At 73.5% G+C, this 21,340-nt stretch carries 23 protein-coding genes and 1 tRNA gene; 13 read left to right on the top strand and 11 right to left on the bottom strand.

Annotated elements, in window-relative coordinates:
• Positions 1 to 23 precede the first annotated feature (23 nt).
• On the top strand, positions 24 to 1,094 hold the full coding sequence (locus tag ABD994_RS17590) for an FAD-dependent oxidoreductase (protein WP_345417618.1): 1,071 nt from the start codon (positions 24 to 26) through the stop codon (positions 1,092 to 1,094).
• Here ABD994_RS17590 and rarD read toward each other — a convergent pair.
• The 5 genes from rarD to ABD994_RS17615 all read right to left on the bottom strand — a co-directional run bounded on the left by rarD (position 1,024) and on the right by ABD994_RS17615 (position 7,178).
• Positions 1,024 to 2,013, bottom strand: coding sequence for an EamA family transporter RarD (gene rarD, locus ABD994_RS17595; RefSeq protein WP_345417621.1), 990 nt, complete (start codon positions 2,011 to 2,013; stop codon positions 1,024 to 1,026). The two genes, ABD994_RS17590 and rarD, sit on opposite strands and share 71 nt — an antisense overlap.
• Positions 2,014 to 2,081: 68 nt before the next feature.
• Positions 2,082 to 3,131, bottom strand: a complete 1,050-nt coding sequence (locus tag ABD994_RS17600) for an MBL fold metallo-hydrolase (protein WP_345417624.1) — start codon at positions 3,129 to 3,131, stop codon at positions 2,082 to 2,084.
• 66 nt (positions 3,132 to 3,197) lie between these two features.
• Positions 3,198 to 4,310 carry a 2-oxoacid:ferredoxin oxidoreductase subunit beta gene (locus ABD994_RS17605; protein WP_345417626.1) on the bottom strand — a complete coding sequence of 371 codons (1,113 nt, stop codon included), beginning with the start codon at positions 4,308 to 4,310 and terminating at the stop codon, positions 3,198 to 3,200.
• Entirely contained in the window at positions 4,307 to 6,193 is a 1,887-nt protein-coding gene (locus tag ABD994_RS17610) for a 2-oxoacid:acceptor oxidoreductase subunit alpha (protein WP_345417629.1), read from the bottom strand. The genes ABD994_RS17605 and ABD994_RS17610 overlap by 4 nt, the downstream gene beginning before the upstream one ends.
• A gap of 190 nt (positions 6,194 to 6,383) precedes the next feature.
• The gene (locus ABD994_RS17615; RefSeq protein ID WP_345417631.1) at positions 6,384 to 7,178 is read right to left on the bottom strand and encodes an enoyl-CoA hydratase-related protein; all 795 of its coding nucleotides are present in this window, start codon (positions 7,176 to 7,178) and stop codon (positions 6,384 to 6,386) included.
• 71 nt (positions 7,179 to 7,249) lie between these two features.
• On the opposite strand from ABD994_RS17615, the gene ABD994_RS17620 reads away from it, so the two are divergent.
• From ABD994_RS17620 to ABD994_RS17645, 6 genes are all read left to right on the top strand, one after another.
• Positions 7,250 to 7,816 carry a PaaI family thioesterase gene (locus ABD994_RS17620; protein WP_345417633.1) on the top strand — a complete coding sequence of 189 codons (567 nt, stop codon included), beginning with the start codon at positions 7,250 to 7,252 and terminating at the stop codon, positions 7,814 to 7,816.
• A 52-nt stretch (positions 7,817 to 7,868) separates the two neighbouring features.
• Entirely contained in the window at positions 7,869 to 8,699 is an 831-nt protein-coding gene (gene htpX / locus ABD994_RS17625; RefSeq protein WP_345417635.1) for a zinc metalloprotease HtpX, read from the top strand.
• Between the two features lie 221 nt (positions 8,700 to 8,920).
• Positions 8,921 to 9,739 (top strand): hypothetical protein, encoded by an 819-nt coding sequence (locus ABD994_RS17630; protein WP_345417637.1) that lies wholly within the window; start codon positions 8,921 to 8,923, stop codon positions 9,737 to 9,739.
• A gap of 79 nt (positions 9,740 to 9,818) precedes the next feature.
• The gene (locus tag ABD994_RS17635) at positions 9,819 to 10,463 is read left to right on the top strand and encodes a class F sortase (protein WP_345417638.1); all 645 of its coding nucleotides are present in this window, start codon (positions 9,819 to 9,821) and stop codon (positions 10,461 to 10,463) included.
• A gap of 21 nt (positions 10,464 to 10,484) precedes the next feature.
• Complete coding sequence (locus tag ABD994_RS17640) at positions 10,485 to 10,952, top strand: GNAT family N-acetyltransferase (protein WP_345417640.1); 468 nt, start codon at positions 10,485 to 10,487, stop codon at positions 10,950 to 10,952.
• Between the two features lie 68 nt (positions 10,953 to 11,020).
• Positions 11,021 to 11,584, top strand: a complete 564-nt coding sequence (locus tag ABD994_RS17645; RefSeq protein WP_345417643.1) for a Clp protease N-terminal domain-containing protein — start codon at positions 11,021 to 11,023, stop codon at positions 11,582 to 11,584.
• A gap of 1 nt (position 11,585) precedes the next feature.
• Here ABD994_RS17645 and ABD994_RS17650 read toward each other — a convergent pair whose 3' ends face one another.
• On the bottom strand, positions 11,586 to 12,929 hold the full coding sequence (locus ABD994_RS17650; RefSeq protein WP_345417646.1) for an NAD(P)/FAD-dependent oxidoreductase: 1,344 nt from the start codon (positions 12,927 to 12,929) through the stop codon (positions 11,586 to 11,588).
• Between the two features lie 169 nt (positions 12,930 to 13,098).
• On the opposite strand from ABD994_RS17650, the gene ABD994_RS17655 reads away from it, so the two are divergent.
• Positions 13,099 to 13,839, top strand: coding sequence for a hypothetical protein (locus ABD994_RS17655; RefSeq protein WP_345417649.1), 741 nt, complete (start codon positions 13,099 to 13,101; stop codon positions 13,837 to 13,839).
• A gap of 37 nt (positions 13,840 to 13,876) precedes the next feature.
• A complete protein-coding gene (locus ABD994_RS17660; protein WP_345417652.1) occupies positions 13,877 to 14,167 on the top strand; it encodes a putative quinol monooxygenase in 291 nt (96 codons plus the stop codon).
• A gap of 15 nt (positions 14,168 to 14,182) precedes the next feature.
• On the opposite strand, the gene ABD994_RS17665 is transcribed toward ABD994_RS17660, so the two are convergent.
• Positions 14,183 to 14,977 (bottom strand): MerR family transcriptional regulator, encoded by a 795-nt coding sequence (locus ABD994_RS17665; RefSeq protein ID WP_345417654.1) that lies wholly within the window; start codon positions 14,975 to 14,977, stop codon positions 14,183 to 14,185.
• Positions 14,978 to 15,056: 79 nt separating this feature from the next.
• Here ABD994_RS17665 and ABD994_RS17670 point away from each other — a divergent pair, with 79 nt between their 5' ends.
• Positions 15,057 to 15,419 (top strand): nuclear transport factor 2 family protein, encoded by a 363-nt coding sequence (locus tag ABD994_RS17670; RefSeq protein WP_345417657.1) that lies wholly within the window; start codon positions 15,057 to 15,059, stop codon positions 15,417 to 15,419.
• Positions 15,420 to 15,433: 14 nt separating this feature from the next.
• Positions 15,434 to 16,216 (top strand): SDR family oxidoreductase, encoded by a 783-nt coding sequence (locus ABD994_RS17675; protein WP_345417660.1) that lies wholly within the window; start codon positions 15,434 to 15,436, stop codon positions 16,214 to 16,216.
• Between the two features lie 22 nt (positions 16,217 to 16,238).
• Here ABD994_RS17675 and ABD994_RS17680 read toward each other — a convergent pair whose 3' ends face one another.
• Positions 16,239 to 16,730, bottom strand: coding sequence for a YajQ family cyclic di-GMP-binding protein (locus ABD994_RS17680; protein WP_345417663.1), 492 nt, complete (start codon positions 16,728 to 16,730; stop codon positions 16,239 to 16,241).
• A 108-nt stretch (positions 16,731 to 16,838) separates the two neighbouring features.
• Between ABD994_RS17680 and ABD994_RS17685 the strand changes: the two genes are divergently transcribed.
• Positions 16,839 to 16,922, top strand: a tRNA-Tyr gene (locus ABD994_RS17685).
• A gap of 671 nt (positions 16,923 to 17,593) precedes the next feature.
• Positions 17,594 to 17,752 carry a hypothetical protein gene (locus ABD994_RS17690; protein ID WP_345417666.1) on the top strand — a complete coding sequence of 53 codons (159 nt, stop codon included), beginning with the start codon at positions 17,594 to 17,596 and terminating at the stop codon, positions 17,750 to 17,752.
• 217 nt (positions 17,753 to 17,969) lie between these two features.
• On the opposite strand, the gene ABD994_RS17695 is transcribed toward ABD994_RS17690, so the two are convergent.
• Genes ABD994_RS17695 through ABD994_RS17705 form a run of 3 tightly spaced genes read right to left on the bottom strand, consistent with a single transcriptional unit; the run spans position 17,970 to position 21,183 of the window.
• Positions 17,970 to 19,352 carry a tyrosine-type recombinase/integrase gene (locus ABD994_RS17695; RefSeq protein WP_345417669.1) on the bottom strand — a complete coding sequence of 461 codons (1,383 nt, stop codon included), beginning with the start codon at positions 19,350 to 19,352 and terminating at the stop codon, positions 17,970 to 17,972.
• Positions 19,352 to 19,561: a helix-turn-helix transcriptional regulator gene (locus ABD994_RS17700; RefSeq protein ID WP_345417672.1), complete on the bottom strand. Its 210-nt coding sequence runs from the start codon at positions 19,559 to 19,561 to the stop codon at positions 19,352 to 19,354. Before ABD994_RS17700 ends, ABD994_RS17695 begins: the two co-directional genes overlap by 1 nt.
• Positions 19,558 to 21,183 (bottom strand): replication initiator, encoded by a 1,626-nt coding sequence (locus ABD994_RS17705; RefSeq protein WP_345417801.1) that lies wholly within the window; start codon positions 21,181 to 21,183, stop codon positions 19,558 to 19,560. The genes ABD994_RS17700 and ABD994_RS17705 overlap by 4 nt, the downstream gene beginning before the upstream one ends.
• Positions 21,184 to 21,340: the final 157 nt, after the last annotated feature.

A 21,340-nucleotide genomic window follows, 5' to 3' on the forward strand; every position in this document is an offset into this window, starting at 1 on the left:
TGGGGCGGACGTAGGGGGGCGCGGTGGCTTCGTCACCTGCCCCCGGTGCCGGCGTGCTCGCGGGTCGCTCGGCCGTCGTCGTGGGCTCGGGGGTCACCGGGCTCACCGCCGCGCTGCGGCTCGCGGAGGCCGGCTCCCGGGTGACCGTCGTGTCGACCACGGCTTTCCCCATGGTGTCGACGACGGCCTGTGCCTTCTGGCTCCCGGCGTGGGCCTCGGGAGAGACGGCCGAGATGCTCGGCGGAGCCGTGGAGAGGTCGGTCGTGGAGCCGAGCTGGCACGCCTACGACACCCTGCGGCGGCACGAGGGCGCGGCGGCGGGCCTGCGCTCTGTGACGAACAAGGAGTACCTCGAGGCCGGCCAGAGCGACCCCCCGACGTGGCTGCAGGAGATCCTCGCGCCGTCGAGCATCCGGCCGACCGAGCTGGAGTGCGAAGGACGCAGCTACTCGCGGGTGTGGACCTTCGACAGCGTCGTGGTCGACATGAAGGTCCACCTGGACTGGCTACAGAAGCGGGCGATCGACGCCGGGGTGACCTTCGGCGAGCGCCTGCTGACCTCGCTCGACGAGGTCGCGGACGGCCGCACGGCCGACGTCGTCGTGAACTGCACCGGCCTCGGAGCACGGAGCCTCGTCGGCGACACCGACGTGCGGCCCGTGCGCGGCCTCCTGGTGCCCTTCGAGGTCGACCCGGAGCGCCTGGCGTCCTTGAAGGCGGTGGCCATCAACGAGTACTACCTCATCCCGCGGCTTCGCGACGTCGTGGTGGGTGGGCTGATCCGCGAGGAGGCGGACCCGGACACGGTCGAGGCCACGCCGAGCAGTGAGGACGAGGAGCTCCTCATGTCGAAGCTCGGCACCCTCAGCCGGATGGCGAGCGCCGGGAGACCGACGGCGCTGCGCCGGACCGGCCCGGCGTCGGTGGGCCTCCGACCGCACCGCCGTGGGGGCTACCGGCTGGAGACCGAACGGTCCTGGCCGGTGCCGGTGGTCCACAACTACGGGCACGGCGGCAGCGGGGTCACCCTGGCGTGGGGGTGCGCGGACCGCGTCGTGGAGCTCGCCGCAGCGGAGTTCGTCGGGAGCCGCTGACCGACGGCTGACGTCCCGCGCGGAGCGCATCGGCGGTGAACAGGGCCAGGGCGGCCCAGACCAGCGCGACGCCGACCCAGCGCGAGGGCGGCATCGGCTCGTCGTTCAGCAGCACGCCGTAGAGGAACTGCAGGGTCGGGTTGATGTACTGGAGCACGCCGAGGGTCGCCAGCGGCAGCCGCTTGGCCCCGACGGCGAACAGCAGCAGCGGCAGCGCCGTCACCGGCCCGGCGGCCACGAGCAGCAGCGCGTGCCCGACGCCGTGGCCGGTGAACGTGCCGATGCCCGCGATCTGGATGCCGACGATGAACACGATCGCGAGCGGGCCCAGCAGGAAGCCCTCGGCGGTGAGCCCCGGGATCGGGTCGAGGGGCACCCGGTTCTTCACCAGACCGTAGAGCCCGAAGCTCACGGCCAGCACGAGCGTGATCCACGGCAGCCGCCCGGTGCCGACGGTCATGACGACCACGGCCGCGACGGCCAGCCCGATGGCGGCCCACTGCGCCGGGCGCAACCGCTCGCGCAGCACCACGACGGCGAGCAGCACCGACACCAGCGGCGTCGCGTAGTAGCCCAGCGCCGCGTCGACCACGTGGGCGTGGGTGGTCGACCAGATGTAGGTGCCCCAGTTGACCGCGATGAGCACCGATCCGGCGGTGATCAGCGCCCACGTCCGCCACGGGAGACCCCGCAGGTCGCCCCACCGCCGCGCGACGGTGATGACGCCGAGCATCCCGATCAGCGTCCACGCCACCCGGTGCGCGACGGACTCCACGGCGTCCGCGGGCTCGAGCAGGGGCCAGAAGGCCGGCGAGAGCCCCCAGAGGCAGTAGGCCCCGACCGCGGCGGCGTACCCCCGACCGGTGCCGCCGCGCTCCTGCGCGGGGGCTGCCCGCACGTTCGGGTCGACGGTGGCCACCACCGCACTCCACCACGACCATCCGGCCGTCGCGGCGTGACCCGTGCCGCACCCGCGCCGAGGAGCGGTCAGGCGGCGAGGCGGAAGGTCGAGCCGGAGCTGCCCGGGGTCCAGGCGTCCGGGAGAGCGGCGGCGAGTGCGTGCTGGGCGCGCCAGCCGGTGCAGTGGCCCGAGACGACGAGGGCCGGCCCGAGGCCGGTCAGCGCGGCCACCGTCGGTGGGATCACGGGCTCGAACGCGGGGCCGCCGAGGTGCAGCCCGCCGATCAGCCCGTGCAGCTCCGGCACCCCGGTGAGCCGCTGGGCGTGCCGCACGATGTTGACCGCCCCGGCGTGCCCGCAGCCGGTGACGACGACGAGGCCACGCCCGCGGACGTGCACGACCAGCGCCTGGTCGTCGAGGACCAGCGGGTCGTGCTCCCAGGCCCCGCCCGTCCAGGCCTGGTGCGCCGGCGGCATGCCCCGCTCGAAGTCCGTGGTCCGGTCGACCTCGCCGGTGACGAGGACGCACCCGTCGACCAGCAGGGACGGCTCCCGGCGCTCGACCAGCGCGAACCCTTCGCCCTCGAGGGCCCGCTGACTGAGGGTGGGCAGCAGGTGGGGCTCCTGGTGGGGGACGGCGAGGCGCCGCCGCGTCCAGGCCCGCGGGTGCACGACGATCGGCATCCGTCGCCGGCCCAGCCGTCGCGCGAGCCCGGCGAGCCCGCCGGCGTGGTCGAAGTGCCCGTGGCTGAGCACGATGCCCTGGACCGCGGTGAGGTCGACGCCGAGCCGGTCGGCGTTGGTGACGACGGCGTCCGGGGAGAGCCCGGTGTCGAGGAGCAGCGAGGTCGTGGTGCCTGCGCGGTGCACGGTGACCAGCGCGGCGAACCCGTGCTCGGCCACGAGACCGACCGGGGTCTCACCGTCCTCGAACTGGGGTGCCGCGGTCCGGGCGGTGAACCAGCCCGGCCGCCGGGTGCGCTCGTCGCCGGTCAGCAGCGCGTCGAACACGTTGTCGACGAGCGTCGTGACCTCGACGGCGTCCACCGGCTCCAGCGCGATCGGGTCGACGGCCGCCCCGGGTGCGGCGCGTGGCATCGCCTGGCCGACGTCCGTCGGCGACCCGTCCCCGCACACGTGCGCCTCCCTCCGGTCCGGCCCCCCGCCGCATGGTGCTGCGGCGGCGGGCCGGGCGGAAGGGTCCTACTGCTCGTTCAGCGGCTCGGGCATGACCGCCCAGGTGTCCTTGCCGCGCAGCAGCTTCTCGAGCGTGTCGCCGCGCGCCTCGGCCTCCTCGGTGGCGGCCGCGACCTGCGCCCGGGCACCGTCGTCGTAGGTGGGCCGGTCGACCTTGCGGAAGATGCCCGTGACGGTGTGGGTGAGGTCCTGGTCGGACAGCCGCGAGAGTGCGAAGGACTGGGTCGGGTCCTCCTCACCGGCGTGGTGGACGACCACCGCGTCGGCTCCGACGTCGGCGACCCGCGCCACCTCGAGACCGCCGGACGCCGAGCGCACGACGCCCCACTCGCCGTCGTTGCCGAAGGTGATCGGCTCGCCGTCGACGAGGGTGATCAGCCGCTCGGCCACGTCGTCGCCCTTGCGCAGGACGTCGAAGGAGCCGTCGTTGAAGATCGGGCAGTCCTGGAAGATCTCGACAAGCGAGGCGCCGCGGTGGGCGGCGGCCTGGCGCAGGACCTCGGTGAGGCCCTTGCGGTCGGAGTCCAGCGCGCGGCCGACGAACGTCGCCTCGGCGCCCAGGGCCAGCGACACCGGGTTGAACGGCGCGTCGATCGAGCCCATGGGCGTCGATTTGGTGACCTTGCCGACCTCGGAGGTCGGCGAGTACTGGCCCTTGGTCAGCCCGTAGATCCGGTTGTTGAACAGCAGGATCGTGATGTTCATGTTGCGGCGCAGCGCGTGGATCAGGTGGTTGCCCCCGATCGACAGCGCGTCGCCGTCACCGGTGACGACCCAGACCGAGAGGTCCGGGCGCGTCACGGCCAGGCCGGTCGCGATCGTCGGCGCACGCCCGTGGATGGAGTGCATGCCGTAGGTGTCGAGGTAGTACGGGAACCGCGACGAGCAGCCGATGCCCGAGACGAACACGATGTTCTCGCGCTTGAGCCCGAGCTCGGGCAGGAAGCCGCGGACGCTCGCGAGCACGGCGTAGTCGCCGCAGCCCGGGCACCAGCGGACCTCCTGGTCGGACGTGTAGTCCTTGGCCTTCTGCGGCTCGTCGGTGGTCGGGACGAGGTCCAGGCCGCCGATCCCGGGGGTCGGCAAGTCCTGTGCCAGAGAAGATCCTGGGCTGGTCATGCGGGCAGGTCTCCCTTCACGGCGTCGGTGAGGACACCGGCGAGCTCCTCGGCCTGGAACGGCAGGCCGGCGACCTTGGTGTAGGAGTGCGCGTCGACGAGGAACGTCGCGCGCAGCAGCATCGCCAGCTGCCCGAGGTTCATCTCGGGGACGACCACGCGCCGGTAGGAGCGCAGGACGTCGCCGAGGTTGCCCGGCAGTGGGTTGAGGTGGCGCAGGTGCGCCTGGGCCACCGAGAGGCCGGCCGCCCGGACACGGCGGCAGGCCGCCCCGATCGGCCCGTACGACGAGCCCCAGCCGATCACCAGCACCTCGGCGTCCCCGGTCGGGTCGTCGACGGTGACGTCGGGGACCTCGATGCCCGCGATCTTGGCCTGGCGCAGCCGGACCATGCGGTCGTGGTTGTCCGGGTCGTAGGAGATCGTGCCGCGCCCGTCGGCCTTCTCGAGGCCGCCGATGCGGTGCTCGAGACCCGGCGTACCCGGGATGGCCCACGGGCGGGCGAGCGTGTCGTCGTCGCGCAGGTACGGCCAGAACTCGCCGGAGCCGTCGGGGGCGTTCGGCTCGGTGGCGAACGTGACCGACAGGTCGGGCAGGTCGTCCACGTCGGGGATGCGCCACGGCTCGGAGCCGTTGGCGATCGCGCCGTCGGAGAGCAGGAACACCGGCGTGCGGTAGGTCAGCGCCATCCGCACCGCGTCGAGCGCGGCGTCGAAGCAGTCGCCGGGCGACTGCGGCGCGATGATCGGCACCGGCGCCTCGCCGTTGCGGCCGTACATCGCCTGCAGGAGGTCGGCCTGCTCGGTCTTGGTGGGCAGCCCGGTCGAGGGGCCGCCGCGCTGCACGTCGAGGATCAGCAGCGGCAGCTCGAGGGCCACCGCGAGCCCGATCGTCTCGGACTTGAGCGCCACGCCCGGCCCGGAGGTCGACGTGACGCCCAGCGCGCCGCCGAACGCCGCGCCCAGCGCCGCGCCGATGCCGGCGATCTCGTCCTCGGCCTGGAAGGTGGTCACGCCCATGCCCTTGTGCTTCGACAGCTCGTGGAGCACGTCGGACGCGGGGGTGATCGGGTACGTGCCGAGGAAGACGGGCAGCTTCGCCTGCTGCCCCGCGGCGACGACGCCGTAGGCGAGCGCGAGGTTGCCGGTGATCTGGCGGTAGGTGCCCTCGGCGAGGCGCGCGGGCGCGACCTCGTAGGTGACCGCGAAGCTCTCGGTGGTCTCGCCGTAGTTCCAGCCGGCCCGGAACGCGAGGATGTTGGCCTCGGCGAGGTCGGGCTTCTTGGCGAACTTCTCGCGCAGGAACTGCTCGGTGCCCTCGGTGCCGCGGTGGTACATCCACGACAGGAGCCCGAGGGCGAACATGTTCTTCGCGCGCTCGGCGTCCTTCTTGCTCATGCCGGTCGGCTCGAGCGCGCCGCGAGTCAGCGTCGCCATGGCGACCTGGTGCACCGTGTACGGCGCCAGCGAGTCGTCCTCGAGCGGGTTGGCGTCGTAGCCGACCTTCGCGAGGTTCCGCTTGGTGAACTCGTCGGTGTTGACGATGAGGATCCCGCCGTGCGGGAGATCCTTGATGTTCGCCTTGAGCGCCGCCGGGTTCATCGCCACCAGCACGTCGGGGCGGTCGCCGGGGGTGAGGATGTCGTAGTCCGCGAAGTGGAGCTGGAAGCTCGACACCCCGGGGAGGGTCCCGGCAGGGGCACGGATCTCGGCCGGGAAGTTCGGCAGCGTGGCCAGGTCGTTCCCGAACGCCGCGGCTTCCGAGGTGAACCGGTCACCGGTCAGCTGCATGCCGTCCCCGGAGTCGCCCGCGAAGCGGATGACGACCCGATGGGTCTGGCGCACCTCCCGACCGGACGGCCCGACGGCGGTGTCAGTGGTCATCGCTCCCCATCGCTTCCCTTCGCAACTCCGCGTGGCGAGTCCCCCCGGGACAAGGCGGACCACTCAGGCTAACCTCGCCGCTCCCGATCACGCGGGCGGCCGGTCACGGGTCACACGCTGGACCGAAACAGGCGCGTCGTGCACGTCCGTGTTCCGCCTGACGGGACCCGCTTCCCGATCTCCGCGGCGATCACTTCTTGCCGGTGGACGCCCGCACCCGCGCGAGGCCCTCGCGGAACCCGTCCGAGCGCAGCGACTCCAGCTGCGGCCCGACCTCGACGGCGACGGCGTCGCGGTGCCGGTCGAGCTGCCCGGTGGCCCGGATGCTCGCCTTGGTCGCGATCGCGAGCTCGCGCGGGGCCTTCGCCGACGTCGACGCCATCCGCAGCGCCTCGGTCACGGCGGCCGACCGCCCGTCGCTGCCCTCGCCCGTCGCGACCTTGAGCACCATCCCCAGCTCGGCGGCCCGGGTCGCGTCGAGGGCCTCGCCGCCGAGCAGCATCGCCGTCGTCACCTGGGGTCCGACGATCCGCTGCGCCATCCACGTCATGCCGCCGCCGGGGTGCACGCCGAGGCGCAGGAAGCCGGGCTCGAAGCGGGCCGTCTCGCCGGCGATGCGGACGTCGGCGGCCAGGGCGAGGTTGAGCCCGGCGCCGACCGCGGGGCCGTCGACGGCCGCGAACGTCGGCAGCGGGCACTCGGCCAGGGACAGGAACCCGGCGTAGATGCGCTGCAGCGCGTCCGGCCCGGCCTCCCCGGCCGCGGCGAGCTCGTCGAGGTCGCCGCCGGCGCAGAACGCGGGCTTGGGGTCGTCGTCGCCCGTGACGACGACGGCGTGCACCGCGGTGTCGGCCCCGACCTCCTCCAGCACGGCCACGAGCCGGTCGGACAGGGCACCGGTCATGGCGTTGCGGCGCTTCGGGTCGGAGACGGTGAGCAGGGCGACACCGTCGAGGCGCTCGAGTCGGACGTCGGGCTGGGACATGGCGTCAGCATGCCGTGAGGTGATGCGGCTCGCGGTCCGGGAGGTCGTTCGCCTGGGTAACGTGCCGGGACGTGCCGATCTCCATCGACCCGCCGGCCGACGCGCCGCCGCCGCAGAAGCACCCCAAGGCGCCCGGGCCCGGTGAGCGGACGACGCCGCACTACGAGGGCTGCCGCGGCTGCGGCGACGTCCCGGGCAGCCTGCGGCTCGCGTCGTGGGTCGGCGAGGACGGGGTGTCGGTACACAGCCGGTTCGACGTCCGCGACGAGCACCAGGGCGCGCCGGGGCTCCTGCACGGCGGGATGCTGATGACGGCGTTCGACGACGCCCTCGGCACCGCGTACACGCAGATCACGCGGGCCGCGGTGACCGCGCGGCTCGAGACCGACTTCCGCCGCCCCGTGCCCGTCGGCACCACGCTGTGGTTCCGGTCGCGGGTCGACGCGATCGTCGGCCGGAAGATCTACGTCTCGGGGGTCGGGTTCCTCGGCGAGCTCGACGGGGAGGTCGCGGGCACCGCGCGGGCGCTGTTCGTCAAGGTGGGCGCCGAGCACTTCCTCCGGCACGGGCGGCCCGAGGACCTCGAGGCCCTCGGCGCCCCGCGCGAGGTGATCGAGGCGGCGCGCGCCGGGAACTAGCGCCCGGCCCGGCGGCGTTCTCCGTGCGAGGACGTCGGCGAGGAGGAGCACGGTGCGCAACGGCCTGAAGACCGCGGTGCTGCTGGGTGTGCTCAGCGCGATCGTGCTGGTCGTGGGCTCGTTGTTCGGGCGGACCGGCCTGCTGGTCGCGCTGGTGGTCGCCCTCGGTGTCAACGGTTACGCGTACTTCGCCAGCGACAAGCTGGCGCTGCGCGCGATGCACGCCTACCCGGTCGGCGAGGCCGAGCAGCCGGCGATGTACCGCATCGTGCGGGAGCTGGCGACCGACGCCCACCAGCCGATGCCGCGGCTCTACGTCAGCCCCACCGAGGCGCCCAACGCCTTCGCCACCGGTCGCAACCCGCGCCACGCCGCCGTCTGCGCCACCGAGGGCATCCTGCGGCTGCTCGACGAGCGCGAGCTGCGCGGCGTCCTCGGCCACGAGCTCTCCCACGTCTACAACCGCGACATCCTCATCTCCTCGGTCGCGGGCGCGCTGTCGAGCGTCATCACCTACCTCGTCCTCGCCGCGCAGCTGTTCGGCGGCAACCGGAACTTCCTCGCGGTGCTGGCCGTCGCGATCATCGGGCCGTTCGCGGCGGGGATCATCCAGATGTCGATCAGCCGGTCGCGGGAGTACCAGGCCGACGCCAGCGGCGCGACGCTCACCCACGACCCGCTGGCCCTGGCCTCGGCGCTGCGCAAGCTGCAGTACGGCACGGCCGCCGCCCCGCTGCCGCCGGAGCCGCAGCTGGTCAGCCAGTCCCACCTGATGATCGCCAACCCGTTCCGGGCGGGCGAGGGCCTCTCGCGGATGTTCTCCACCCACCCGCCCTTGGACGACCGCATCGCCCGCCTCGAGGCCATGGCCCGGTGCGACTGAGGTATTCGCCGGCGGGAGCGTGTGCTCCCGGTGAGGTATTCCTGACGATCGTCCGACGAATTGCCGGCTCCGTTCCCAGAAGGGAGGAGTCTTCGCTCGTCCCCTCTTTCCGGTTCGATGTGCCGAATTTTCCGGAAAACGTCGAACCGTGTCGATCCCGCGCTCGGAGAGGGTGGCGAGAGGCGCCGGCGGCGAGGCCGGCGTCGTGTGGAAGGGGCCCCATGAGGACACCCAGGAAGATGGCCGCGCTGGTCACCGCCGGCGTCGCCGCTCTTGCGCTGAGCGGCCTCACGGTCGGGAGCGCCGCGGCCGCCGAGCCGATCGCGCAGATTCCCGATCTCACCGGGCAGTCGTCGTCGGTCGCGCTCGACGAGGGCTTCACCGGCGCCCTCGAGTCGCTCGAGGTCACCCCCGGCACGATCGGGGGCGCGTCGCTCGAGAACGGCAGCGTCTCGTTCCCGATCACCGGCGGCAACGTCACCGTCTACGAGCCGGGCACGGTCAATCCCTACGTGCAGGGTCGGATCGAGCACAACGGCAGCGGTCTGAGCCTGACCAAGGGCGACACCCGGGTCGAGCTCACCGATTTCGTCATCGACCCGGGTAATCCGGCGACCCTCTCGGGCAAGGTGACGGCCAACGGCCAGACGGTGGCCGACTCGGCGGTGCTGTTCGACCTCGACGGCTCGACGCTGCAGCCGATCCAGACCGACGCCGCGGAGGGCACCGCGACCCTCACCGGCACCACGGTGCGCCTCTCCGGCAGCGCGGCGGACGCCCTGAACCAGGCGTTCGACACCGATGCCGTGCGAAGTGGCCTCACCGTCGGCACCGCGACCATTGTGGTGAACCTGCCGGGCCAGGGCTCGGGCCAGATGCCCGGGGGGACCGGAGCGATGCCCGAGGGCGGGGTCGACACCGGTGGTGGTTCGACCGCCGGCGGCCTCGACATCGCGCTGCTCTCGGGCGGCGCGCTGGCGCTGATCGCCGCGGGCGGGGTGCTGGCGGCGCGTCGTCGCGCTCCGGGTGCCCGTCGCTGACCACCGTCCGACCGACCGCGGGCCGTCTCGTCGGGGGACGGCCCGCGGTCGGCCCGGTGGTCGCCGCGAAGGGGAGCCGATGCCACACCTGAGTCGCCGGCGGCTCCTGCTGGCCGTCGCTGTCGTGCTCGCCCTGCTCGGAGTCGGTCTGACCGTCCTCGGACTGCGAGGACATCCGGGTCCGCCGGTCGCGGGCGCCGACCGACCCGTGGCCGCCGCCTCGGCGCCCGCCGACGACGCACCGACCGAGCGCCGCCCCGCCTCGACCGCGCCGCCGGTCCTGCTCGACATCCCGGTGATCGGCGTCCACAGCGTCGTCAACCAGGTGGGACTCGAGCCCGACGGCACGCTCGAGACCCCTGTCCCGGGGCCGGACTACGACGAGGCCGCGTGGTACCGCGGCTCCCCCGTCCCCGGCCGCCCGGGTCCGTCTGTGATCATCGGCCACGTGGACTCCGCGGCGGCCGGACCGTCGGTGTTCTACGACCTGGGCCGGCTGCGCCCCGGCGACGGGATCATCGTCACGGCGGCCGACAGCGCCCGGAGGGAGTTCGTCGTCGACGCCGTGCGGACCGTGCCGAAGAACGACTTCCCGCAACGCCAGGTCTACGGGGCCACGGCGCACCCGGAGCTCCGTCTCATCACCTGCGGCGGCGATTTCGACCCCGGCGTCGGCCACTACGAGGACAATACGATCGTGTTCGCCCACCTCCGCCAGCCGTGACCGCCTCCATCCTCTCCCGTCGTGACGACGTCGATGGGTGAGATCCGGCGGGCCTGGGTCCCCGACGCCGAGACGGTCGCCGCCCTTCTCCACGACTTCAACACCGAGTTCGAGACGGCCACCCCCGGCGTCGGCGTGCTGACCACGCGGCTCCGGACCCTGCTCGCCGGCCCGGACCTCGTCGCCCTCCTCCACGGCGACCCGCCCGACGCGCTGGCCGTCGTCTCCTTCCGTCCGAACGCCTGGTCCGACGCGCCGGTGGCGCTGCTCGACGAGCTGTACGTGCGCCCCGACCGGCGCGGGCAGCGGATCGGGCACGCGCTGCTCGCCGCCGTCGAGGCGCTGGCGGCGGAGCGCGGCGGGCGTCTCGTGGAGGTGAACGTCGACGGCGAGGACGTCGACGCGCGCCGCTTCTACGCCGCGCACGGCTACCGCCACGTCGAGCCGGGAGCCGCGGAACCGAGCTACTACTACGCCAAGGAGTGGTGAGCCGACCCCGAGGCCGGTCGGGGGCGGACTCCGAGGTGCCCGGCGGCGGGGGCGGCGACCGTGGACGGATGAGCCTCACCTCCCGCCAGACCGAACGGGTGCTGCGCGTCCTGCTGCTCGCCGACCGCGAGGCGCTGCGGGCCGGGGACGCGCGTCTCGGCACCGCCCACCTCCTGCTCGCGCTCCTGCTCGACGAGCGCGACCACGCCGACCAGGGCCGTCGCGTGCTCGCCGCCGTCGACCTCGACCGTGCCCGCGACGAGGCCGCGCGGCGTCGCACCCGCCGGGGCGACCCGCACGCCGCGCACCGCCCCTACACCCCGGGCACGGTCGCGGCGATCGACGCCGCCGTGCGCGTGGCCGACGAGGCCGCCGACCCGACCCTCGGCGTCCGGCACCTGCTGCTCGGCGTGCTCGCCGACGGCGCCGAGGACGCCGCGGCGGTGCTGCACGCCCTCGGGGTCGACGTCGCGGGCGTCGCCGTCGCCGCCCGTCGCGACCTGGCCGCGGACCGCAGCGCCCGTCCCTACGCCGCCGCCGGGCCGGTGCTGCCGCAGCTCGACCGCGTCCTCGAGTTGCTGCGCGGCCTGGACCGCCGTCTCGAGGTGCTCGAGGGTGGCGCCGCCGGGTGAGTCAGCCCGAGAGCCGGCCGACGGCCTCGCGGACCTGCGGGGGGTCGAGGTAGTCGTCGGTGTGCTCGAAGTCGGCGAGGCGCCCGCTGGCGCCCTGGAGGAACCCGAGCCGGACCGCGCTCGCCCCGTGCAGCGCGCCGAGGGCCCAGTTGGTGGCGACGCGGGTCATCGCCGACGGCGCCCGCAGCGCCCAGAGGTGGTAGGCGCGGGTGACGGCGGCGCCGGCGGCCCCGGACAGGTCGATGCCGAGGGGCTTGGCCACCGCGTCGTGCCCGCCGAGGTCGACGACCATCCCGAGGTCGCGGTGGCGGTAGTCGCGCGTCGGGCGACCGGCGAGGCTCGCGGCGACGTTGTCGGCGGCCACGGGCGCCTGCCGGGAGGCGTGCTGGGCGGTGGGCGGGCAGACCGCGCCGGGGCCGGAGGCGAGGTCCGGGGCGGCCGCGGCGTCGCCGAGCGCGAAGACCTCGGGGTGCCCGGGCACCGACAGGTCCGCCCGCACGACCAGTCGCCCGTGGTCGGTGTCGACGCCCAGCCGGCCCATCAACGGGCTGGGGGCGATGCCGGCGGCCCAGATCGGGGTGCGGGTCGCGAGCCGGCGGCCGTCCGAGAGGGTCACCGACCCCGCGTCGACGGCCGACAGGCCCGTGGACAGGTCGACGTGCACCCCGCGCGACTCCAGCACCCGCCGCGTGTCCTCGCCGAGGCGCTCCCCGAGGCCGGGCATCAGCGCGTCGTGGTGCTGCACGACGTGCCAGGCCACGAGCGACGGGTCGAGGCGCGGGAAGCGCCGCGCCAGCTCGGTGGTCATCAGCTGCAGGTTGGCCGCGGTCTCCACGCCCGCGTAGCCCCCGCCGACCACGACGAAGCGGCACCGGCGGTCGCGCTCGTCGGGGTCGGTCGAGGTGTTGGCGATCTCCAGCTGGGCGAGTACGTGGTCGCGGAGGAACGCGGCCTCGGCGAGCGTCTTGCAACCCCGCCCGTACTCCCGCAGGCCGGGGATGTCCGACACCTTCGTGACGCTGCCCGGCGCGAGCACGAGCCGGTCGTAGGCCAGCACCTGGTCGTTGCCGGTGATGCTGCGGACGAGCACCTCCCGGGCCTCGAGGTCGACGCCCGTCGCGCGGCCGGGCACGAGCACCGTGCGGCGCAGCCGGCTCGACAGCGGCACCGTCGCGGCCGGCGCCGGCAGCAGCCCCGCGGCCACCTGGGGCAGCAGCGGGAGGTAGAGCATGTAGTCGTCGGGGCTGACGAGCCGGACGTCGGCCTCGGGTAGGCGCCTCTCCAGCCGCCGCGCCACGCTCGCCCCGGCGAAGCCCCCACCGACGACGACGATCCGCTGGCTCATGCCGCGCATCTTGGCAAGGACGCGGCGGGCGGGCAGGAGTTGCCCGATCCCTCCGGATTGCCACCACCCGAGTGGTGTGTGCGGCCGACCCCTAACGATCGCGGATCTCCGGACGACGACCCGGCCGAGCGCGACCGCGCCAGCACCACCGAACCGGGGGAGACCATCCGTGCCCGCACACCGTGCCGCCACCCGCACCCGCCGTGCCCGCGCCGCCGCGCTGGGCGGGCTGACGCTGCTGAGCGTCGTGGGCCCGGGGACGGGAATGGCCTTCGCCGCCGGGAACGACGTCTACAACTGCGGAGACTTCGACTACCAGGAGGACGCGCAGGCGGTCCTCGACCAGGACTCCTCCGACCCCAACCGTCTCGACGGGGACAGCGACGGCGTCGCGTGCCAGAACCTGCCGCACCGTCCGTCCTCGACCTCGCCGATCTCCGACGTCGACCTCGGGGGCGGCTCGAGCAGCACCTCGGGCGGGTCGTCGAGCAGCTCGTCGGGCTCCTCCCACGAGGTCACCCGGCCCGCGTCGTCGTCCTCGTCCTCGTCGTCGACCCACACCTCGCGGGACCGCGACTGCGCCGACTTCTCCTCGCGGCAGGAGGCCCAGGACGCCCTGGACGCCGACCCGTCCGACCCCGAGCGGCTCGACGCCGACGACGACGGGCTCGCCTGCGAGTCCTTCGACTACGGGGACCACCGGAGCGACCGTGAGGACGAGCACGTCGACACCACCCCGGCGCCGGTCGTCGCCCAGGCCGCGCCGCAGTACCCGGTCGGCGGCGTCGACGCCGGCGACGGCAGCGTCCCGGCCGACGGCACCGACGGCCTGACCTACACCCTGCTCGGTGCCGCGGCCGTCGCCGGCGCGGTGGGTGTCCGCTACGTCGGCCGGCACCGCCGCGTCTAGTCCTTGTCCAGGACCACCTGGTAGCTACGATGAGATGATGCTCATCATCGCGGGACACGTGACGGTCGCCCCCGAGGAGCGGGACGAGCTGGTCCGGACGTTCGCGGACCTGGTCCGCCGCTCCCGGGAGGCGCCGGGCTGCCTCGACGCGGCCGTCACCGCCGACTCGGTCGACCCCGCCCGGATCAACAACTTCGAGCGCTGGCGCTCCCGGGAGGAGCTCGAGGCGTGGCGGGCGCGGTGCGACGCCCCCGACGTCGGGGACGCCTTCCGTGCCGTCGACGTGCGGATGTTCGACGCGTCCGGGGAACGCTCGCCCTTCGCGTGAGCGGTGCCGACCGCCTCAGGCGACCCGGAAGACCGGCCAGCCGATCTCGGTGCGCCAGTCGGCGGGATCGCTCGCGTCACGCGGGCCGACGCGGTAGACCTCCCGCACCGGTCCGGCCACCGACATCGCGTTCTCCACCACCCAGGTCCCGAGCTGGCCGTAGGTCACCTCCACGCCGTCGTGCTCGCCGACGTGGGTGGCGACGGCCAGTTCCGCGGCCGGCAGCGTCACCGGGTGCACGCGTCCGGTGCGCGGTGGCGCCGCGGTCGGCAGGTAGAGGAGCGCGTGACCGCGCTCCTGCTCGAAGAGGGCGTTGTCGAAGCTGCCGCCCAGCGGCCCGGTCGCGGCGTCGCCGACGGCCGCCTCCAGCTCGGCCATCGCGCCGGCGAACCAGGCCTCGACGTCGCGGTGGCCGAGGACGGCCTCCACCGCCGCGACCGCCCGGGCGGGCTCCGCGCGCAGCTCGACCTCGATCGGGGCGGGGTCGGGTCGGAGCAGGCGGCGCAGCGACACGACCGCCGCCCGGGTGCGGTCGAGCTGCTCCTCGAGGCGTTGCAGGTGGTCCGCCACCAGGCCGGCCCGGACGTCGGGGTCGGGGGTCCGCACGATCCGCCGCACCTCGCCCAGGGGGACGTCGAGCTCGCGGAGCCGGTAGATGACCTGCGCGGTCGGGATCTGGTCGACGGCGTAGTAGCGGTAGCCGGTGGCCTCGTCCACGACGGCGGGCTCCAGCAGGGTCGCCTCGTGGTACCGGCGCAGGGTGCGCACGCTCAGCTGGGTCAGCCGCGAGAACTCGCCGATCGTCAGCACCGCGCCACTGTGGACCCTCTCCCCGGGGGAGGGTCCACAGGCTTGACCCTCCCGCGCCGCGAACTCGCACGGTGGGCGCATGGCACAGCACACCGACTTCTCGTCCGATCTGCTCCCGACCACCGTGCGCGACTTCATGGCCGCGCACGTCGTCCACGACGACGACACCGCCTCGTCGTTCCTCACCGACGACGTGCTGCTCGTCGACGTGGGCGAGACCGTCCGCGGCCGTGAGCAGGTCCACGCGTTCCTGCGGGACGCCGGGTCCCGGTTCGACTTCACGACCCAGCAGATCGGCGCCCACCGCGTCGACGACACCCACGCGGTGGTCACCGTGCGGCTCGAGGGCACGTTCCCGGGCGGCGTCGCCGAGCTCGACTACGGGTTCACGCTGCGGGACGACCTGGTGGCCGAACTCGTCATCGTCAACCACGACGCTTGAGCGGACGGACCACGATGGGAACGGATCGCGACCGTCTCGACGGACGCCGGGCGCTCGTCACCGGCGGCTCGAAGGGCGCGGGCAGAGCCGTGGTCGAGCGGCTGCGGGAGATGGGCGCCGACGTGTACACGACGGCCCGGACGATGCCCGACGGCTACGACCGGCCCGACCGGTTCATCGCGGCGGACACGTCGACGGCGGCCGGCACGGACGCCGTCGCCGCCCGGATCGTCGAGGACGGACCGCTCGACGTGCTCGTCCACGTCGTCGGGGGAGCCTCGACGCCGCCCGGCGGGTTCGCGGTGATCACCGACGAGCAGTGGCTCGTCGAGCTGAACCTGAACCTCCTCGGGGCCGTGCGGCTCGACCGGGCGCTCGTGCCGGCGATGGTCGGGGCCGGGTCGGGCGTCGTCCTGCACGTCACCTCGATCCAGCACGAGCTGCCGCTGTACGACGCGTCCCTGGCGTACGCGGCGGCCAAGGCCGCGCTGCGCACGTACAGCAAGGGGCTCGCCAACGAGCTCGCGCCCCGGGGGGTCCGGGTCAACGCCGTCAGCCCCGGCGGGATCGAGACCGAGGCCTACGAGGACTTCGTGGACCGGCTCGCCGAGGTCAACGGGGTGACCCGGGACGCCGCGAAGCATTCCGTCTTCGACTCGCTCGGGGGCGTGCCGCTGGGACGCTTCGCGCACCCCGAGGAGGTCGCGGACCTGGTCGGCTTCCTGGTCTCCGACCGCGCCACGGCCATCGTCGGGGCCGAGTACGTCATCGACGGCGGGACCGTCCCGACCGTCTGAGGCCACGCGGCGGGGCAGACCGTCAGCGGTAGTTCGTGAACTGCAGCGCGATCTCGAAGTCACGGTCCTTGAGCAGGGAGATGACGGCCTGCAGGTCGTCCTTCTTCTTGCCCGTCACCCGGAGCTGGTCGTCCTGCATCTGGGCCTGGATGCCCTTGGGGCCCTCGTCGCGGATGACCTTCGAGATCTCCTTGCCCTTGTCCTTGCTGATGCCCTGGACCAGGGAGCCGGTGACCTTGTAGGTCTTGCCCGACAGCGAGGGGTCGCCGACGTCGAAGGCCTTCATCGAGATGCCGCGCTTGATCAGCTTCTCCTTGAAGACGTCGATCGCGGCCTTGCAGCGCTCCTCGGTCTCCGCGGTGATGGTGATGGCCTCCTCGCCGGCCCAGGAGACGTCCGCCCCCGTGCCGCGGAAGTCGAAGCGCTGGGAGAGCTCCTTGCTCGCCTGGTTGAGCGCGTTGTCGACCTCCTGGCGGTCGACCTTGCTCACGACGTCGAACGAAGGGTTGGCCATCGTCGTCCTCCCTGACGTGTCGGCCCGTACGGGCGGGCCCCCGCCCGTACGGGCGTCGGACCCCGGCCTGTAGTCTCTCCGACGCCGTCCTGCGGGGCGGCACACCCTGGCGGGTTGCCCGAGCGGCCAATGGGAGCGGACTGTAAATCCGTCGCGAAAGCTTCGAAGGTTCGAATCCTTCACCCGCCACCACCAGCCCCGTTCGCTCGCTGACCAGCGACGACGGGGCTGACTCATGATCGGAGTCGTGTTCGGCTCCGTCCGGCTGTGACCGGTCGTGCGCCGGTGTCCACGGACGATGCACGGACGGATCGTTAATGACGGGTCCTCGCCCAGCGCCTCGGTGATCCGGCGCCGCGCCTCGTTCTCCTGGCCGACGATGCACTTGGCGTAGACCCGCAGGGGCACGTTCAGGCTGTGCCCGGCCCCCTCGGCGACCTGCGACAAGTCCTGTGCCTCCCGCTTGCTTACCGAGGCCTTCATGGAGGACAGTCCTGTCCAGCTGGAACGCCGCCGCCGGTCGTAGGGACCCTCGGCTTCAGTGCACGACCCACTCAGGGGCTTGGGCACTCCTAGGAAGCGACCAGCACACCCCGCATCCGGCTCCGCCACTAGTCCTGGCGCTGAGTCATGCGCTCCATTCGCCGTCACGACGTTGCTCCTCGGCGCGTCGCGACGGCTCCTCGAGTCCGCGGCCGATACCGCGCGTCTCGGGCCGGTCGTGTCCCCCACCGCCCGCAGGGGGGCCGGTGGCGGGCACGACCGGGCCCCTCCGCAGAGAAGGCTGAAACGCCATCACTACTTCTCCCGTTCCCGAACCGACCCTCTCCGACCACGTCGACCGAGCCTGGATCGACCGACTCGTGGACCTGCAGGTCCTCGCCGCTCACGGCGACACCGCCGCGTCTTCACAGATCGATGAGTGGCTCGCGCACGATCCCGAGGCCCGCCGACTGTGGAACACCATCGTTCAGACCTGCCAGCAAGTCCGTCCCAACGGCCCCGACGCGTGGTCACCTTGAGTCGCCGAAGCGTCACGGCTGACCTTCTCGATCTCGTCGGCGAGGGAGTCGGTGCCGTGCTCATCTCCTCCGTCTCCCTGATGGACACCGCCTTCAGACCATCGCGGCCCTTCCCGCGTGCGGTCTCCTCGCTACCCGAACGTGAACCCAACGGTGACAGCCGGCCGGCTCGCCCGTGACCGTCACGCGCCCTTTCACGGGCAAGAGACAAGATCGCTCACGGGTCCTCGCCCAGCGCCTCGGTGATCCGCCGCCGCGCCTCGTCCTCCTGGCCGACGATGCACTTGGCGTAGACGCGCAAGAGCACGTTCACGCTGTGGCCGGCCCACTCGGCGACCTGCGGTGCCGGAACGCCGGAGTTGAGCCAGGTCGACACGGCGGCGTGCCGGAGGTCGTAGGGCCGGCGCGCGAGGGGTGAGGCGACCTCGGAGGCCGTCAGGGCCTTCCCGCGGGCGTCGCGCCACACGCGCTGGTAGACGCTGCCGGCCAGCGGGCCGCCGCGGGCGCCGCGGAACAGCCGGCCCTGACGGTCGACGCCGAAGCTGTCGAGATGGTCGCGCAGCAGCCGGACCAGCGGCGGGGGAGCGGGCACGATCCGCACGTCCTGGCGCCCCCGGTGCTTGAGCCCGCGCGGCTCCCGGCGGGTGGCGAGCCCGGTCCACGCGCGGCCGGTCTCCGGGGCGGAGCCGGTGAGGTACAGCTCGCCCCAGCCCTCCTCGGGCAGCGTCAGCGCGTCGCGGCGGAGCTCCACAGCCTCGGCCGGGCGGAGGGCGGCGTAGTAGATCGCGGCGAAGAACGCGACCAGCGCGGGCCCGGCCTTGCCCTGCACCCTCACCGCCTCGAGCAACGAGCGTGCCTGCGCCGGGTTGACCACGGCCCGCGGGTTGACCGTGTCGGCCAGCTTGGGTGCGCTCCAGCGGATCGTGCGCAGCGGGTTGGACGGCAGCAGCTCCCGTTCCACCGCGTACTCGACGATGTTGAAGAACGTGGCGCGCTTGCGGGTCACGGTGCTCGCGCTGGCCGGTGCGCCGTCTAGGCGCAGCGTGAAGCGGTCCAGCACGGCACGCACGAGCACGGTATCGGCCAGCGCCGAGACCGGCACCGTGTGCTGAGCCAGCCAGCGTGCCGCCGCGGCCATGTCGTCGTCGGCGGGCGGGCCGGCAGCGCGCACCGGCGCGTTGAAGGCCCAGGCGTAGAGCGTGGCGCGGAGGACGTCGTCGTCCGGCCGGCCGCGGTCGGTGGTCAGGAGAGCCGGCGTCGTCGTGGTCAGTGACTCCGCGATGCCGCGCCGGCTCTTGCCCGCCTGACGCGGCCACTTCATGTCGACGTAGTCGCACGCCAGCTCGAACCACGTCACCACGGCGACCTCGGGTGCCGATGACACAGGCCGGCCGGTGGCCCGGTCGAACGGTTCCCCGCGCCGGATCGCGCTGACCAGCTCCGAGCGGAACCCGTCGGCCTGCTTGGGGTGCGGGAACGAGTCGTGCCACTCGTGGCCGGCGACGATCCACCGCACGCGGTACGTCGTGCCGCGGGCGCCCTCACGCTTCTTCACGCCCCACACCCGGACGTCGACGGTGGTCTCTCGCTCGGGGGCCATCAGGCCGGGACCTCGCAGCCGTCCAGCCAGGCGTCGAGATCGGCCCGCCGGACGCGGATCGCGCCGTTCGGGAGCCGGATGCACTTCGGCGCCTTCCCGAGCTGGCGCCACTGGTAGAAGGTCGAGCGCGCGACCTGCAGCTCGTCGCAGACCTGCTCGACGGTCAGCTTCTCCACCGGCCGGCGCGGTGCCGGGACCCGGGCGCTCACGCCGCCGCTCCGTCGGTTGCCGAGCACGGGAGGTCGCCCGAGGCGGCGAGCTGGGCCGCGGTGTACTCCGCACGCCATCGCTGGCGTTCGGCGATCGCGGCCAGGAGCAGCACCGGGCGCCCCGGTACGTCCGGATCGTTCGGTCTGGTCGGCTCCCAGCGCACCGCCGGATCGCCGGTGGTGGTCCGGGTCGTCGGGGTGATCCCGACGTCGGCGAGCAGTTGCCGAACGAACGCGGTCCGGTCGGCGCGGTGGTCGTCCAGCGTCTTGCCCGACCACTTCCGCGACACGAGGACCCGACGCCCGCCGAGCCCGAGCGTCTCCGCGCGGTGCGCCTTGCCGCGACAGACACCGGGCGTCGTGCGGGCGCCGGCACCCTTCGGGGTCACGCCGTAGAGCAGCCACACCGCGCAGCGCGGCGAACACGGCGTCTGCGCCAGCTCGGCATGCAGCCGGCGGGCGTGGGCGCGCTGACGGTCGCTCACCCGCCGCGCCTGCTCGTCCTGCTCCTCGCCCTTGGCAGCGGCCGAGAGCCCGGCGGCGTGGCTGACACTCTTCGTCAGGTACTTGGTCAGGTAGCCGATGTGGCGACCGGCGTCCTCGGTGCCGCCGAGGATGCCCTTCACGTGCACCTGCTCCCCGAACCGCACGACGTGCGCGGGCTCGGTGACGGCGTCGCAGGCGTCGTCCCAGGAGGGTAGGGCTGTCCCCGTGTCGGGGTCGGTGAACACCCGCCGGACTGCGTCCCACCGGGGCGGGTTGTCGGCGGTGTAGACGGCCTGGTCGTGGGCGGGCCACCAGACCTGGTGATAGGTCGCCTCGGTGATCGCGCGCAGGTCGGCGCGGGAGATCGAGCCCCGGACGGCGGCGTGGAAGTGCGGAGCGCCCCGGCGCTGCGGTTCGACGGTGCCGAAGTACTGGACCTCCCATCCGACGCAGCGCCGGGTGTTCTGCCACAGCCGGTCGAGCAGGGCGGCGAAGTGGACCGCGTCGCGGGCCGCACGCCGATAGTCGTAGCTCGCCGGGTCCACCGGTGTCCCGTCCTCGCGGACGCGGCCGTAGCTGCCCAGCGTCCACGTGACGAACGTCGAGGGCCGATAGCGCCCAGCGCCGAAGGTCTGGCCGACGGTGCGGTCCTCCACCGGACGCCGAGGGAGGTTCGGGGCGTCCTGACGTCGACGGGTGGACCGCTTGCGGGGAGCCCGCTCCGGCGGGTCGAGGGGAGCCAGCCGGCCGCGGACCCCGAGCGCCCGCAACTGCTCGTCGAGGTCGTCGACCTGCTCGGCCAGCTCCTCGGCGGTCTCGTCGTCACCGCGATCCCGAGCCGCGCGGTAGGCCACCACGAGATCGGCCCGGGCACCGACGATCTTCTTCTCCTCGTCGGTCGGCTCGCGCGGGGACAGGTCGGGCTCCTCGTCGAGGTGCCAGCCCTCGCGGCACTGCGCCATGCGCAGGGTCCGGGCCTTCACCGCGCAGGGGCCGCACACGTCCTCCCGTGTCGAGCCGCACGCGACGGGGACGACCTCGGTCCGGCAGGTCTCGGTGTCGATCCGGCGCAGCGCCACCGGGCGGATGCAGACGCCGTGCTCAGCGGCCATCGCCCGGGCCACGTCGGCGGCCATCGGGAGCACCGCACGCTCCTGACGCGTCCGGCGTTCGGCCTGCTCCTCACCGACGTTTGCGCCTCCGTCCGCGACGGGCAGGCCCGTTGTCACGTCCGTTGGTTCACCCAACGTGCTCTCGGGCCAGGCCTCGCCGTTCTTGCCGTCCCCCCGGCGT

The sequence above is a fragment of the Actinomycetospora chlora genome (genome assembly GCF_039542135.1).
GTDB classification, from domain to species: domain Bacteria; phylum Actinomycetota; class Actinomycetes; order Mycobacteriales; family Pseudonocardiaceae; genus Actinomycetospora; species Actinomycetospora chlora.

Bases quoted from the DNA above. Each gene is read 5' to 3' on its own strand.
- ABD994_RS17605 (WP_345417626.1), bottom strand. From the start codon at position 4,310: ATGACCAGCCCAGGATCTTCTCTGGCACAGGACTTGCCGACCCCCGGG.
- ABD994_RS17610 (WP_345417629.1), bottom strand. From the start codon at position 6,193: ATGACCACTGACACCGCCGTCGGGCCGTCCGGTCGGGAGGTGCGCCAG.
- ABD994_RS17615 (WP_345417631.1), bottom strand. From the start codon at position 7,178: ATGTCCCAGCCCGACGTCCGACTCGAGCGCCTCGACGGTGTCGCCCTG.
- ABD994_RS17630 (WP_345417637.1), top strand. From the start codon at position 8,921: ATGAGGACACCCAGGAAGATGGCCGCGCTGGTCACCGCCGGCGTCGCC.
- ABD994_RS17635 (WP_345417638.1), top strand. From the start codon at position 9,819: ATGCCACACCTGAGTCGCCGGCGGCTCCTGCTGGCCGTCGCTGTCGTG.
- ABD994_RS17645 (WP_345417643.1), top strand. From the start codon at position 11,021: ATGAGCCTCACCTCCCGCCAGACCGAACGGGTGCTGCGCGTCCTGCTG.
- ABD994_RS17650 (WP_345417646.1), bottom strand. From the start codon at position 12,929: ATGAGCCAGCGGATCGTCGTCGTCGGTGGGGGCTTCGCCGGGGCGAGC.
- ABD994_RS17660 (WP_345417652.1), top strand. From the start codon at position 13,877: ATGCTCATCATCGCGGGACACGTGACGGTCGCCCCCGAGGAGCGGGAC.
- ABD994_RS17670 (WP_345417657.1), top strand. From the start codon at position 15,057: ATGGCACAGCACACCGACTTCTCGTCCGATCTGCTCCCGACCACCGTG.
- ABD994_RS17675 (WP_345417660.1), top strand. From the start codon at position 15,434: ATGGGAACGGATCGCGACCGTCTCGACGGACGCCGGGCGCTCGTCACC.
- ABD994_RS17680 (WP_345417663.1), bottom strand. From the start codon at position 16,730: ATGGCCAACCCTTCGTTCGACGTCGTGAGCAAGGTCGACCGCCAGGAG.
- ABD994_RS17695 (WP_345417669.1), bottom strand. From the start codon at position 19,352: ATGGCCCCCGAGCGAGAGACCACCGTCGACGTCCGGGTGTGGGGCGTG.
- ABD994_RS17705 (WP_345417801.1), bottom strand. From the start codon at position 21,183: ATGGCCGCCGACGTGGCCCGGGCGATGGCCGCTGAGCACGGCGTCTGC.